The sequence below is a fragment of the Aeromicrobium sp. S22 genome (assembly GCF_009661045.1).
Taxonomy (GTDB): domain Bacteria; phylum Actinomycetota; class Actinomycetes; order Propionibacteriales; family Nocardioidaceae; genus Aeromicrobium; species Aeromicrobium yanjiei.
This window is the reverse complement of the sequence record NZ_WJWV01000001.1, coordinates 1621830-1635143: the sequence shown is the minus strand read 5'-3', so window position 1 is coordinate 1635143 and position 13314 is coordinate 1621830. Positions and strand designations below refer to the sequence as shown.

Here is a 13314-nt window from a genome sequence, read left to right as displayed (position 1 = left end):
CGCCTGCCTCGCGGCGTTGACCGCACCGACTTCTGAGAGGAGCGCAACATGACCATCTACATGACCCCCCACATCACGGACGACAAGATCGCCGCGATGGACGTCTTCGACGCATTCCGTCTGGGTGAGGAGCTCCTCGACTCGCGCTTCCCGAGGGACGCTGCCCGCGTGCTCCGCAAGGTCGTCGACGCCGAGCCCGGCCACGCCGGGGCGTGGGAGCTGCTCGGGCGGGCGCACTTCGCCGCCGCGCAGCTGTCGCCGGCCGAGGAGTCGTTCCGCCGTCTCGTCGACCTCGAGCCGACCAGTGCGTGGGCGCAGACCGCGCTCGGCCTCGCGCTGGACCGGCAGAGCCGCCATCGCGAGGGCGCAGTCCACCACCGCATCGCCGCGGCGATGGGCGCGTCCCCGCGGGACGCGACCCGGGTCGAGCTCGTCGACCGTCCGACAGGCTGATCCCCTGGACCCCACCTGGGCGGCAGCGGCGGCAGCCGTCGTGCTGATCGCCCTGCCGCCCGCCTGGTCCGTCACCCGTCACGTGGTGACCCTCGTCCACGAGGCCGGCCACGCGGGGGTCGCGGTGCTGACGGGCCGGCGCCTCAACGGCATCCGCCTGCACACCGACACCTCGGGCCTCACGGTCTCCTCGGGCAAGCCGCGCGGCCCCGGCATGATCGCGACCGCGGCGGCCGGCTACCTCGCTCCCGCGGCCCTGGGGCTGGCGTCGGTCGCCCTGGTCGAGAGCGGCCGGACCGCGTGGGCGCTCTACGCCGGACTCGCGACCCTCGCGCTCATGCTGGCGTTCATCCGCAACTGGTTCGGCCTGCTCGTCGTCGTGCTCAGCGCTGCCGCAGTGTCCCTGCTCGTGTGGCGGGCGCCGGAGCGGGTCCAGGACTTCGCCGCGCTCACGTTCGCATGGTTCCTGCTGCTGGCGGCCCCTCGTACGTCGATCGAGCTGTGGCCGCACCGGCGTCGCGTACGCACGCGCACCAGCGATGCGGATGTGCTCGCGCGCCTCACGATCCTGCCCGCGGCGGTGTGGAACGTCGTGTTCATCCTGCTCACCGGCGCCGCCCTGGCCGCCGCGGTCTGGCTCGTCGGACCGCCCTGATTGGATGGGGGCATGTTCTCCGTCGGCTCCCAGCTCGAAGGTGCCCTCGGTCGTACGGGCACCATCTCCACCCCCCATGGAGAGATCCGCACCCCCGCGTTCATCCCTGTCGGCACCCGGGCGACGGTCAAGGCCGTGCTCCCCGAGGCCATGGCCGATCTCGGCGCGCAGGCGCTGCTCGCCAATGCGTACCACCTCTACCTCCAGCCCGGCGCCGACATCGTCGACGAGGCCGGCGGGCTCGGGACGTTCATGAACTGGCCGGGCCCCACGTTCACCGACTCGGGCGGCTTCCAGGTGCTGTCGCTCGGCGCCGGGTTCCAGAAGACCCTGTCGATGGACGCCAAGGGGGTCACCGCCGACGACGTGATCGCCGAGGGCAAGGACCGGCTCGCCGTGGTCGATGACGACGGCGTGACGTTCAAGTCGCACCTCGACGGCTCCAAGCACCGGTTCACCCCCGAGGTGTCGATGCAGATCCAGCACCAGCTGGGCGCGGACATCATGTTCGCGTTCGATGAGCTGACGACGCTGATGAACACCAAGGACTACCAGGTCCAGTCGCTCGCCCGCACCCAGGCGTGGGCGCGGCGGTGCCTCGTCGAGCACCAGCGGCTCGACCTTGAGCGCGCGCACAAGCCACGGCAGGCGCTGTTCGGGGTCGTCCAGGGCGCCCAGCACGAGGACCTGCGCCGCCAGGCCGCCCGCGGGCTCGCCGACCTGGAGATCGACGGCCTCGGGTTCGACGGCTACGGCGTCGGTGGGGCGATCGAGAAGGAGAATCTCGGCACGATCGTGCGCTGGGTCAACGAGGAGCTGCCCGACGACAAGCCGCGGCACCTGCTCGGCATCAGCGAGCCCGACGACCTGTTCACCGCGGTGGAGAACGGCTGCGACACGTTCGACTGCGTGTCGCCGTCGCGGGTCGCGCGATCGTCCCGCGTCTACGCGATGACCGGCCGCTACAACCTGCTGGTCGCCGCCTCACGTCGCGACTTCGGACCGATCGACCCCGAGTGCGACTGCTACACGTGCGCCCACTACTCCAAGGCGTACCTGCACCACCTGTTCAAGACCAAGGAGTACATCGCCGCAACGCTCTGCACGATCCACAACGAGCGGTTCACCGTACGCCTCGTCGACGACATGCGCGCCCACATCGAAGCCGGCACCTTCCCCGACTTCCGCGACGACTTCCTCGCCCGCTTCTACGCCTGACCCCTCCGCCGGTTGTCGGTTTCCCACGGGACCGTGGGGTTTGTGCACTTCCCTAGCGTCACAACACGAGGGAAGTGACCAATTACCACGGTCCCGTGGGAAACCGACCACGGGGGAAACGGGGGCCGGGCGGGCGGGTCACTGCCAGTAGGAGGGCTCGCGGCGCTTCAGGGCTCGGATGACGACCATCGTGAGGGGCATGACCAGCAGCTCGACGGCGCACTTGAACAAGAAGCCGACGACGAAGTAGTTGAGGAACGCGCCGAAGCTGTCGACACCGATCGCCGAGGCGGCGATCGCGCAGAAGATCAGCGTGTCGGCCGCCTCGCCGACGCCGGTCGAGCCGGCCAGCCGTCGCCAGAGGCCGGGCTCGGCGGAGCGGGCCTTCATCCGCACCAGGACGTACGAGTTGAGGAACTGCCCCACGAGGTACGCCACCAGGGACGCCGCCACGATCTGCACGCCTGACCAGACGACGCTCTCGAACGCCTCCTGGTTGTCGTAGAACTCCGCGCTCGGCAGCTGCATGACGATCAGGAACGTCACGAACGTCATGATCGCGGTGCCGAACCCCACCAGGATCGCCCGCCGGGCCGCGCGCAGGCCGTACACCTCGGAGATCACGTCGCCGATGATGTACGCCAGCGGGAACAGGACCGCGCCGCCGTCGGAGAACACCGGGATGATCTGCACCGGACCGATCGACACGTCGCCGGAGAAGAACTGCGTGCCCTTGGTCGCCGCGATGTTGGACACGACCAGGACGACACAGAACACCGCGAGCAGGATGTCGTAGTAGGACGATCCGCGAGAGGCGAAGTGCACCTCGCGCTCCGCCCGGGCCGAGGTGTCCGCAGAGCTCATGTGCCCCATCCTGCCAGCCGCCGACCCCTCTGGGAGAATCGCTGCATGACCGCGCTTCCGACCCGCACCGACGTGCTTGTCGTCGGCGCCGGTCCCGCCGGATCCGCGGCCGCCGCCTGGGCGTCCCGATTCGGCCTCGACACCGTCCTCGCCGATGCGGCGACGTTCCCGCGTGACAAGACCTGCGGCGACGGACTGACGCCCCGTGCGATCGCCGAGCTCGAGCGACTGGGCCTCGGCGACTGGGTCCGCGGCCACGGCACCAACCGCGGACTGCGCGCCGCGGGATTCGGCCAGGAGCTCCTGCTCCCCTGGCCCGGCGGCTCCCTGCCCGACTACGGCTCGGCGGTCCCCCGCACCGAGCTCGACGACAAGCTCTTCCGGGTCGCGGTCGAGGCCGGGGCGACCCCGTTCGAGGGCGCCCGGGCAGTGGACACCGTCCGCGACGACGCCGGCCGCGTGACCGGTGTGGTCTTCCACGTCGGCCGCGAGCGCACCCCGCACACCGTCCACTGCGACCGCCTCGTGGTCGCCGACGGCGTACGCTCGCCGCTCGGTCGCGTCCTCGGGCGCGAGTGGCACCGCGACACCGCGTACGGCGTGGCGGGCCGGTCGTACGTCAAGTCCGGCCGCAGCGACGATCCCTGGATCTCCTCGCACCTCGAGCTGCGGGGCCCCGCAGCCGACGGATCGGGCGACATGGTGCTGCCCGGCTACGGCTGGATCTTCCCGCTCGGCGACGGCGAGGTGAATCTCGGCGTCGGCGCGCTCGCGACCGCCAAGCGTCCCGCCGACCTGCAGATCCGTCCGCTCATGGAGCACTACGCAGGCCTCCGCCGCGAGGAGTGGGACCTCAGCGGGGAGCTGCGCATCCCCACCAGCGCCCTGCTGCCGATGGGTGGCGCCGTCTCCGGCGTCGCCGGGCCTAACTGGGTGCTCGTGGGGGACGCCGCGGGATGCGTCAACCCGCTCAACGGCGAGGGCATCGACTACGGCATGGAGACCGGGCGTGAGGCCGCCGAGCTGCTGCGGTCCGAGACGGATCTCGCCGCCGCGTGGCCCGCCCTGCTCACCGCCCGCTACGGCGAGGCGTTCTCGATCGCCCGCCGGCTCGCAGGACTCATCACCGTCCCCCGGCTGCTCCCCACAGCGGGCCCCGTCGGCATGCGCTCGCACCACCTCATGACCTTCGCGCTGCGCGTGATGGGCAATCTCGTGACCGACGAGGACCGCGACCTCACCGCCCGTCTCTGGCGGTGGGCCGGACGCCAGTCGGTACGCCTGGACGACCGGCCGCCCTTCACGTCCTGAACGCCGCGCGGGTGGCGGGCCGGGCCACTACGGTCATGCCATGAGCGACCAGCCGCCCTCCCACGGCACCCCGTACCCCTACGCGTACGGCCCGCCCAGCTACGCCGCGCCCCCGCCGTTCCGCATCCCCGACGCGTTCGGGTGGTCGTGGGACATGTTGCGGGTGCACCTCAAGGTGTTGCTCGCCGCGATGATCCCGACGGTCGTGGTGGGCCTGGCGATCTACGCGATGTACTTCTGGCGGCTCGTGCCGATCTGGATCGACATGGCCGAGCCCACCACCAGCTCGACCGTGCAGCTCGACCGGTTCCAGGACCTGTGGGCGACGGTCGGCCTCTTGTACGCCGCGGCGCTGGTCGTCGCGATCCCGCTGTCGCTCTTCCACGGCAATCTCGTACGGATGTGCCTGCTCATCGCGGACGGTGGCACCCCGTCGTACCGGATGATCCTCAGCACCCGCCGTGCCGGCCGGGTCATGGTGACCACCGCCGTGCTGCTCGTGGCGGGTGTCCTCGGCACGATCCTGTGCCTGCTGCCCGGGATCGCCTTCGCAGCCTTCTCGATGTTCACGCTCCCGCTGCTGCTCGACCGGGACCTTCGGACGTTCGTGGCCATCCGCGCGAGCTTCGCGCTCGTCCGAGCCCACCTCGGCCTGTGCCTCCTGACGTTCGGCCTACTCATCGCCGTGGCCTACGCAGGGACGATGCTGTGCTTCATCGGCATCGCGGCGTCGATGCCGCTCGGCACCCTCATCCTCGTGTACGCCTACCGGTCCCTGCAGGTCACCGGCCGGACAGTCTGAGGACGCACGAAGGGCCCGGCCGAGGCCGGGCCCTTCTGGTGCAGTGTGCGATCAGCTCGCGGGCGGAGCCGGGGGGGCCGGCGGCGCGGGCGGATTCTGCGGTGCAGCCGGGGGCGGCGGCGTCTGAGCGGCGGGCGGCGCAGCCGGGGGCGGCGTCTGAGCCGGCGGCGGCGTGTACGCCTGCGGTGCCTGCGGCGCCTGCGGTGCCTGGCCCTGCGGTGCACTGCCGGTGCCGTTGCTGCTCTTGTTGATCTCCGGGATCTTCTCGCCCGAGTCCTTGAACAGCAGCGCGACGAAGACGACGAAGGCGATCACCGCGACGAACAGGATCCATCCGGACCAGCCCGGGCCGACCGAGATGTCGTCCAGGAAGTCCGGGACGTCGACCGTGAACGGCTTGATGATGAGGATGAGTGCCGCGATGACGGCGAGTGCGAGCGCGATCAGCGTCCAGGGCACCTCACGCGGGAGGGTGTCCCCCGCGAAGGCCTTCACGATGACGAGCGCGAAGGAGGCGATGAGCAGCAGGCACGCCAGGGTTCCCCAGCCGTCCCACGCGTTCGTGACGTTCTCCGACTGGCCACCTCCGCTGATGCGGATGTAGGCCCCGAAGAAGGTCAGGATGATCGCAAGGGCGCCCGATACGAGCGCTCCCTGGGTGTTGATGCCTAGAGACTTCAAGTCAACGGCCATGACAAATTTCTCCCAACGATGAATGATGACGCCCCTGAACATAGTGCTGATGAGTCACCACAGGTAGTCATTTCACCCTCGAAGGGCCCGGCGAGTCGGTTTGTCTCCTGTGGTAACGCGGCCCTTCCGCAGCCGCGTCGACCGCGCTTGGCGGGCCGACGGCACCCGCGTACGACACAATCGCGGCATGGAATCTGATGTGATCGTCGTCGGCGCCGGCCTGGCCGGGCTCGTCGCCACCGCTGAGCTCGTGGAGGCCGGCCGCAGGGTCCTGCTGATCGATCAAGAGGGTGAGCAGGGCATCGGCGGTCAGGCGTACTGGTCGTTCGGCGGGCTGTTCTTCGTCGACTCACCGCAGCAGCGGCGCATGGGCATCAAGGACTCGGTCGACCTGGCGATGCAGGACTGGCTGGGCAGCGCGCAGTTCGACCGCGACGAGGACCTCTGGCCGCGCCGGTGGGCCGAGTCGTACGTCCACTTCGCCGCCGGGGAGAAGCAGGCCTGGCTGAAGGAGAAGGGCCACAGCGTCTTCCCGGTCGTCGGCTGGGCCGAGCGCGGCGGCGGACTGGCGGGCGGCCACGGCAACTCGGTCCCCCGCTTCCACATCACGTGGGGCACCGGCCCCGGCATCGTCGAGCCGTTCGAGCGGATCGTCCGCGAAGGGCATGCGAAGGGACTCGTGCAGTACGCCTTCCGGCACCGCGTCGACGAGCTCGTCGTGACGGACGGGGTCGTCACCGGCGTGACCGGCCAGGTGCTGGAGCCCACGGACGCCGAGCGAGCCGCGCCCACCTCACGCACCGCGATCGGCGACTTCACCGCGTCGGCCCAGGCCGTCATCGTGACCTCCGGAGGCATCGGCGGCAACCACGACCTGGTCCGGGCCAGCTGGCCCGAGCGCCTCGGCACCCCGCCCCGGCACATGATCTCCGGCGTGCCGCAGCACGTGGACGGCCGGATGCTCGCGATCGCCGAGAAGGCGGGCGCCAGCCACATCAACCGCGACCGCATGTGGCACTACGTCGAGGGGATCAAGAACTGGGACCCGATCTGGCCCATGCACGGCATCCGCATCCTGCCGGGCCCGTCGTCGATGTGGCTGGACGGATCGGGGCACCGGCTGCCCGTCCCCGGCCTCCCCGGGTTCGACACGCTCGGCACGCTCAAGCTGCTGCGGCGCAGCGGCCACGACCACTCGTGGTTCATCCTCACCCAGGCGATCATCGAGAAGGAGTTCGCCCTCTCCGGTCAGGAGCAGAATCCGGACCTGACCGGCAAGAGCGTCCGCACACTCCTCAAGGAGCGACTGTCCAAAGGGGCGACCAGCCCGGTCGAGGCGTTCAAGCGCCACGGCGAGGACTTCGTCGTCGCCGACACGATCGAGGAGCTGGTGGCCGGCATGAACGGCCTCACCCCCGAGGCCCCGGTCGACCTGGAGCTCGTACGCCGGCAGGTGCTGGAGCGTGACCGCGAGCTCGACAACGACTTCACCAAGGACCTGCAGATCACCGCGCTGCGGCAGGCGCGGTCGTACCGCGGCGATCGGCTCATCCGGGTCGCCAGCCCGCACAAGATGCTCGACCCCACCAAGGGCCCGCTCATCGCGGTGCGCCTGCACGTCCTGACGCGCAAGTCGCTCGGCGGGCTCGAGACCGACCTGGACTCACGGGTGCTGGGCGCCGACGGTCAGCCGTTGGAGGGCCTGTACGCCGCGGGCGAGGTGGCCGGGTTCGGCGGCGGAGGTGTGCACGGCTACAACAGCCTGGAGGGGACGTTCCTCGGCGGCTGCCTGTTCAGCGGACGGGCCGCGGGCCGCGCCGCGGCGGCCCAGGTCAGCTGACCGGCCTCGCCTGGCTTGTCGAACGCGCCGGCGGACGTACGGTTGAGGCATGACCCTTGCACCCCTCGTGGAGCTCAACGACGGGCGACAGATGCCCGTCCTCGGCTTCGGCACGTACTCGATCGACGACCCGGCGATCTTCACCGAGGCGATAGCCGCCGGCTACCGGCTGCTCGACACCGCGACCCGCTACGAGAACGAGACGGCCGTCGGGCAGGGCATCGCCGACTCCCCGGTCTCGCGCGACGAGCTGTTCGTCACGACCAAGCTGCCCGGCGACGGCCACGGCAGCGAGGGGCCGCGTCGTGAGCTGGAGGCCTCGCTCGAGCGGCTCGGCCTCGATCACGTCGACCTCTACCTGATCCACTGGCCCAACCCGAGCGCCGACCTGTTCGTCGAGACGTGGAAGGCGTTCGTGGGGCTGCGTGAGGAGGGGCTGACGCGCTCGATCGGCGTGTCCAACTTCCTGCCCGAGCACCTCGACCGCATCGTGGCCGAGACCGGCGTGGCACCCGCGGTCAACCAGGTCGAGCTGCACCCCTATCTGCCGCAGACCGAGCAACGCGCGGCCGACGAGCGGCTCGGCACGATCACCCAGAGCTGGACCCCTCTCGGCCGCAAGAGCGACCTGCTCGAGCAGCCCGTGCTCGCCGAGATCGGCAGCAAGCACGATCTCTCCCCCGCCCAGGTCGTGCTGCGCTGGCACACCCAGATCGGCGCGGCACCGATCCCGAAGTCGGCCACACCGGAGCGGTTCCGCAGCAACCTGGACATCTTCGACGTCGAGCTCGACGCCGACGACATCCAGCTGATCGCGGGCCTCGAGAACGGTCAGCGCATCGGCGGAGACCCGCGGACGCACGAGGAGTACTGAGGCGCCTAGCCCCGCCCGGCCGCGTTGCGGCGTCGGCGGCGTCCACTACCCAGGCTCGAGAAGCCTGTGCCGAAGTCGTCGTGGTGGCCGAGCCATGCGGGACCTCTTCGACGACGTGACAGGACACACCGAGGCGGCCGGCCGGACCATTGTGCACGCTCTGCCGGCTCAGTGGGACCAGTCGCCGCCAACTGACGGCTCGCGCGTCGGAGGGCCTCGTTAAGGTGAAGCCGTGCTTCGTATCGCGACCGTCAACGTCAACGGCATCCGTGCCGCCCACAACAAGACCCGAGGCCAGTCGGCCGGCCTGAGCGAGTGGCTCGCCGAGCGCGGCGCCGACGTCGTGACGCTGCAGGAGGTGCGCGCGCCCGACGAGATCGTCCACCAGATCCTCGCCGACACCGGCTATCACATCGTCCACACGGAGGCAGCCGCCAAGGGCCGCGCGGGAGTGGCGGTCCTCAGCCGCAATCCCCCGACCGCTCACCGCATCGGCAACGGCGACGACTTCTTCGACGACTCGGGTCGGTGGATCGAGTCCGACATCCCGCTCGCCGACGGCTCGACGTTGACCGCGGTCTCGGCCTACGTGCACTCCGGCGAGGTCGGCACCCCGCGCCAGGACGAGAAGTACCGGTTCCTGGACCAGATGGTGGTGCGCATGGCCGAGATCCGCGCCACGGGCGCCCACGCGGTCGTCACCGGCGACCTCAACGTCGCGCACACCGAGCGCGACATCAAGAACTGGAAGGCCAACCGCAAGAAGGCCGGCTTCCTGCCCGAGGAGCGGGCGTACTTCGACCGGTTCATGGGTGAGCTCGGCTGGGTCGACGTGCACCGCAGCCTGGCCGGTGACGTGGACGGCCCCTACACCTGGTGGTCGATGCGCGGCAAGGCGTTCGACACCGACGCGGGCTGGCGCATCGACTACCAGCTCGCGACGCCCGAGCTCGCGGCCACGGCGCAGTCCGCCACCGTCGACCGGGCGATCAGCTGGGCCGAGCGCTGGTCCGACCACGCGCCGCTGGTCATCGACTACGACATCTAGGCCGAACGGCGGAGGCAGGGCCTGGCCGCAGGAGCGGAGACATGCTCGCGAGCTACTCGGCGATGAACGCGAGGATGTCGCCGTCGAGGGACTTCTGGTAGTCGCCGTAGATGCCGTGCGGCGCACCCGGGTACACGACCAGCCGGCCGTCCTTCACCAGGTCGATCGACTTCCGCGCGGCGGCCGCGATCGGGACGATCTGGTCGTCGTCGCCCTGCGCGATCATGATCGGTACGTCCAACGCCTTGAGGTCCTCGGTGAAGTCGGTCTCGGAAAACGCCTTGACGCAGTCGAAGGCGGCCGCGAGGTTCACGAGCATTCCTTGGCGCCAGAAGTCGTCCTTCGCACCCTGGGAGACCTTCGAGCCGTCGCGGTTGGCTCCGAAGAAGGGATCCGCCAGCTCCTTGTAGAACTGCGAGCGGTCGTTCAGGACGCCGTCGCGGATCCCGTTGAACGCCTCGATCGGGGTGCCTTCGGGATTGGAGTCCGACTTCAGCATGATCGGCGGAACGGCGCCTGCGGTGATGATCTTGACGACCCGGCCGGCTGCGTGCCGAGCGGCGTAGCGGACGACCTCGCCGCCGCCGGTCGAGTGACCGACGAGCACGAGGTCCCGCAGGTCGAGGGCCTCCACCAGCTGCGCGAGATCGCTGGCGTACGTGTCCATGTCGTTGCCCTCGTACGTCTTGGAGGACCTGCCGTGGCCGCGACGGTCGTGGGCGATGGCCCGATAACCGGCGTCCGCGAGAAGCTTGAGCTCGACCTGCCAGGCATCGGACGACAGCGGCCAGCCGTGGCTCAGCAGGACGGGCTGGCCCGCGCCCTGCTCGGTGTAGTAGATCTCGGTCCCGTCGGTGGTGGTGATGTACGGCATGGTGTCTCCTTCTGGTGGCGTGTCGGACTCGTGACACCCACTCTCGTCCTCCGCGGGCGGTCTGTCGACGGTGCTGACAGCCAACCTGCGGGCCGGCCGACCAGCCCGCGACCCCCAAGCCCGATCACCGGCCGTCGTGCTCGTCAGCATCGCCGTTCTCGCCACGGGCCACCGTCGGAAACACGAAAGGGGGCACGCATCGTCTGATGCGTGCCCCCATCGTGAGGGGGGTGCGAACGTGAGGAGGGACGCCCACCCCCCGATGAGCGTCCCCCCGTCCTTGGGGAAGGTCTAGTTGAACTTGACCTTCATGCTGGTGCCCTTCTCCTCCAGGACACGCATCTTCACACCGGCCGCGGGCAGCTTCACCCCGTGGTTGGGCAGCTCGGCGTACCAATACTTCTTGGTGTCGTCGAACAGCGGCTTGGCGGCCTGGCCACGGATGTAGCTGGGCTTGCCATTGGTGTGCAGCGTCATCGAGTCAGCCTTGTGCAGCGAGAACGGCGCGTCGTACATCTGGATGCGCGCTCGCCACGGGGCGCCAGTCACGATGTTCGTGATCGGCTCGGGGTTGGCGTCGATGATGAGGTTGCGGCCCGTGCCCGGGTGCACGTTGGTGTTGTTGTCCGACTGGGACGTGTCCCAGTACGACACGAGCAGGCCGTGACCGTACTTGTAGTGCTCGACGAAGTCGGGCTTGGTGTTGGCGTAGCCGAAGTTGTACGGCCCCGTCTTCAGGTACTTGTCGTACGAGACGTACGACCGGTGCCCGGCGATGTAGTAGTTGTCCGCCTTCAAGGTCGTCGTGGCTCCGACGATCGAGAAGCCGTCGAACGTCCAGGCGGTTCCGCCGGTCTCGGCGCCATCGGTCAGCAGCGACTGGCCGCCGGCCGTGACAGCGATGTCGTCGACGAACAGTCCGGCCTCGGCGACGCCACCATCGGTCTTGTAGTACAGACGCAGCTTGATCTTCTGGCCGTCGTAGGCGCCGAGCGGGACGTTGAGGTCCGCCCAGGTGGCCTGCTCGCCGTCGATCGCCGGCGAGCCGGACGGATCACCCGGGATGGCCTTGCCGTTGATCGTGCCGGCCAACGCCTTCCACGTCTTGCCGGCGTCGGTCGACGCCTGCACGTACGCGTAGTCGTAGCCCTTCTCGATCGAGTACCGCACCTTGGCCGTCATCGCCGCGCCGGTCTTGCCGGTGAGGTCGACGTCGGTCGTCATCGAGTTGGCCAGATCGTCCCCGGAGCCGGAGAAGAACTGCTTGGTGCCCGACGCCGGGGCGCCGTTGTCGACGAAGACGTCCTTCTGCGGCAGGACGACCACCGCGGCCTGCGCCTTCTTGGAGTTGTACTCCTGCGGGCCGAGGTTCAGCGTCTTCTTCTGCTTGTCGGCGACGACCTCGTAGTCGAGCCAACCGAGCTGCAGCTTGTTCCACGCTCCGAGGTCACCGGCACGGGTGCCGAGGGCCTCGCCCTTGGCGTTGAGCCGGGACTGGGCCATCAGGGTCCAGTACTCGTTGTTGTTGTCGCCGCGGCCGGAGGTGTCGTAGTCGTCCGGCAGACCGAGGTCGTGACCGAACTCGTGAGCGAAGACCGACAGGCCGCCGTTCTCGGGCTGGGCCGTGTAGTCACCCACCCAGATGCCGGTGTTGCCGACCTGGGTGCCGCCAAGACGGTTCTGGGCCGGGCCGGTGAGACCGGCGTCGGTGCCGAACGCGTACCAACGGTGCGACCAGATGGCGTCCTCACCCTGCTGCGGGTCACCGTCCGCCTCGTCGCCGCCGGCGTGGACGATCTGGAAGTGATCGATGTAGCCGTCGGGCTCGTTGAAGTCGCCGTCGCCGTCGAAGTCGTAACGGTCGTACTTGTCGTACGAGGCAATCGTCTTCTTGATCTGGGCGTCGGTCTTGCCGGCGGCCTTCTGATCGGCGACCCACGCGGTGAGCGAGTCCTGGATCAGGTTCCAGACCGTCTTGTAGGACTCGTCGCGGCCGTAGCGCGCCTCGTTGTAGGGCACCTTGACCCAGTCCTGGACCTGGCCGTCGACCGTGTAGCGGCCCGACGACTGCGTCTCGTAGTAGGTCTTGACCGACTCGACGCCCTTGCCGGTGCCGAAGTAGAGGTCCTGGTAGTGCTTGCGGTTGTAGTTGCTCTGCCAGACCGTCGAGTTGTCCTTGGTCCGGTCCGGAGCGGGGATCTTGTTGTGCAGGGGGCCGTCGAACGTCGTGGGACCCTCGACGGTCGGATCGGTGTCCTGGTCAGGGAAGTCCGGGTGACGCTCGTTGCCGAACTCGGTGAGGATCACGAAGATCTTGTCGGCTCGCTCCTGGCTGAGCTCGACGTACTGATCCTTCTGCTTCTTGCCCTGGATCGCCTTGCGCTGCTTCGACGATGCCTTCTTGTTGGCCAGCGCGGCCGCGTCAGCCGGGCTGTAGCCCTTGCCGACCTTGACGACGGAGCTGCCGGAGCGGTTCTGCGCCTTGGCGTCGCCGTCCAGGACCGAGGTGATGCCGGCCTCGCGCAGCGCGCGGCGCTTGGACTCCAGCGGGTTGGGCAGGTCGTCCTTGCCGATCTTCGACGGCTTGTCGTTCGCGTTCACCGATGGTGCGGGTGCCGCCGTGCCCGGTGAGGCGTATGCCAGACCGAGTGAGGCTGCGAGTGTGAGGCCTAAAAGGCCCGA

12 protein-coding genes are annotated in these 13314 nt (G+C 69.3%); 8 read left to right on the top strand and 4 right to left on the bottom strand.

What is annotated here, in order from left to right; translation table 11 throughout:
• The first annotated feature begins 48 nt into the window (after positions 1–48).
• The 3 genes from GEV27_RS07915 to tgt are packed head-to-tail and all read left to right on the top strand — an operon-like array spanning position 49 to position 2326.
• Positions 49–453: a tetratricopeptide repeat protein gene (locus GEV27_RS07915; protein WP_153933843.1), complete on the top strand. Its 405-nt coding sequence runs from the start codon at positions 49–51 to the stop codon at positions 451–453.
• A 4-nt stretch (positions 454–457) separates the two neighbouring features.
• Positions 458–1108 carry a M50 family metallopeptidase gene (locus GEV27_RS07910; protein ID WP_153934033.1) on the top strand — a complete coding sequence of 217 codons (651 nt, stop codon included), beginning with the start codon at positions 458–460 and terminating at the stop codon, positions 1106–1108.
• Between the two features lie 12 nt (positions 1109–1120).
• Positions 1121–2326 carry a tRNA guanosine(34) transglycosylase Tgt gene (gene tgt, locus GEV27_RS07905; protein ID WP_153653051.1) on the top strand — a complete coding sequence of 402 codons (1206 nt, stop codon included), beginning with the start codon at positions 1121–1123 and terminating at the stop codon, positions 2324–2326.
• A gap of 138 nt (positions 2327–2464) precedes the next feature.
• On the opposite strand, the gene GEV27_RS07900 is transcribed toward tgt, so the two are convergent.
• Positions 2465–3190: a queuosine precursor transporter gene (locus GEV27_RS07900; RefSeq protein WP_153653052.1), complete on the bottom strand. Its 726-nt coding sequence runs from the start codon at positions 3188–3190 to the stop codon at positions 2465–2467.
• Positions 3191–3235: 45 nt separating this feature from the next.
• Between GEV27_RS07900 and GEV27_RS07895 the strand changes: the two genes are divergently transcribed.
• Both GEV27_RS07895 and GEV27_RS07890 read left to right on the top strand, forming a co-directional pair.
• Positions 3236–4501: a geranylgeranyl reductase family protein gene (locus GEV27_RS07895; RefSeq protein WP_153933842.1), complete on the top strand. Its 1266-nt coding sequence runs from the start codon at positions 3236–3238 to the stop codon at positions 4499–4501.
• Between the two features lie 40 nt (positions 4502–4541).
• On the top strand, positions 4542–5303 hold the full coding sequence (locus GEV27_RS07890; protein WP_153933841.1) for a hypothetical protein: 762 nt from the start codon (positions 4542–4544) through the stop codon (positions 5301–5303).
• A 51-nt stretch (positions 5304–5354) separates the two neighbouring features.
• On the opposite strand, the gene GEV27_RS17565 is transcribed toward GEV27_RS07890, so the two are convergent.
• On the bottom strand, positions 5355–5996 hold the full coding sequence (locus GEV27_RS17565) for a hypothetical protein (protein WP_194944153.1): 642 nt from the start codon (positions 5994–5996) through the stop codon (positions 5355–5357).
• 187 nt (positions 5997–6183) lie between these two features.
• Here GEV27_RS17565 and GEV27_RS07880 point away from each other — a divergent pair, with 187 nt between their 5' ends.
• The 3 genes from GEV27_RS07880 (at position 6184) to GEV27_RS07870 (ending at position 9758) form a co-directional block, all read left to right on the top strand.
• Positions 6184–7836, top strand: a complete 1653-nt coding sequence (locus tag GEV27_RS07880; protein ID WP_153933840.1) for an FAD-binding dehydrogenase — start codon at positions 6184–6186, stop codon at positions 7834–7836.
• Positions 7837–7885: 49 nt separating this feature from the next.
• On the top strand, positions 7886–8710 hold the full coding sequence (locus GEV27_RS07875) for an aldo/keto reductase (protein WP_153653056.1): 825 nt from the start codon (positions 7886–7888) through the stop codon (positions 8708–8710).
• 232 nt (positions 8711–8942) lie between these two features.
• The gene (locus GEV27_RS07870) at positions 8943–9758 is read left to right on the top strand and encodes an exodeoxyribonuclease III (protein WP_309222103.1); all 816 of its coding nucleotides are present in this window, start codon (positions 8943–8945) and stop codon (positions 9756–9758) included.
• Positions 9759–9810: 52 nt separating this feature from the next.
• Here the strand turns inward: GEV27_RS07870 and GEV27_RS07865 are convergent, their stop codons facing one another.
• Positions 9811–10632 (bottom strand): alpha/beta fold hydrolase, encoded by an 822-nt coding sequence (locus GEV27_RS07865; protein WP_153910711.1) that lies wholly within the window; start codon positions 10630–10632, stop codon positions 9811–9813.
• 291 nt (positions 10633–10923) lie between these two features.
• A complete protein-coding gene (locus GEV27_RS07860; RefSeq protein ID WP_309222102.1) occupies positions 10924–13233 on the bottom strand; it encodes an immune inhibitor A domain-containing protein in 2310 nt (769 codons plus the stop codon).
• Between the last annotated feature and the right edge of the window lie 81 nt (positions 13234–13314).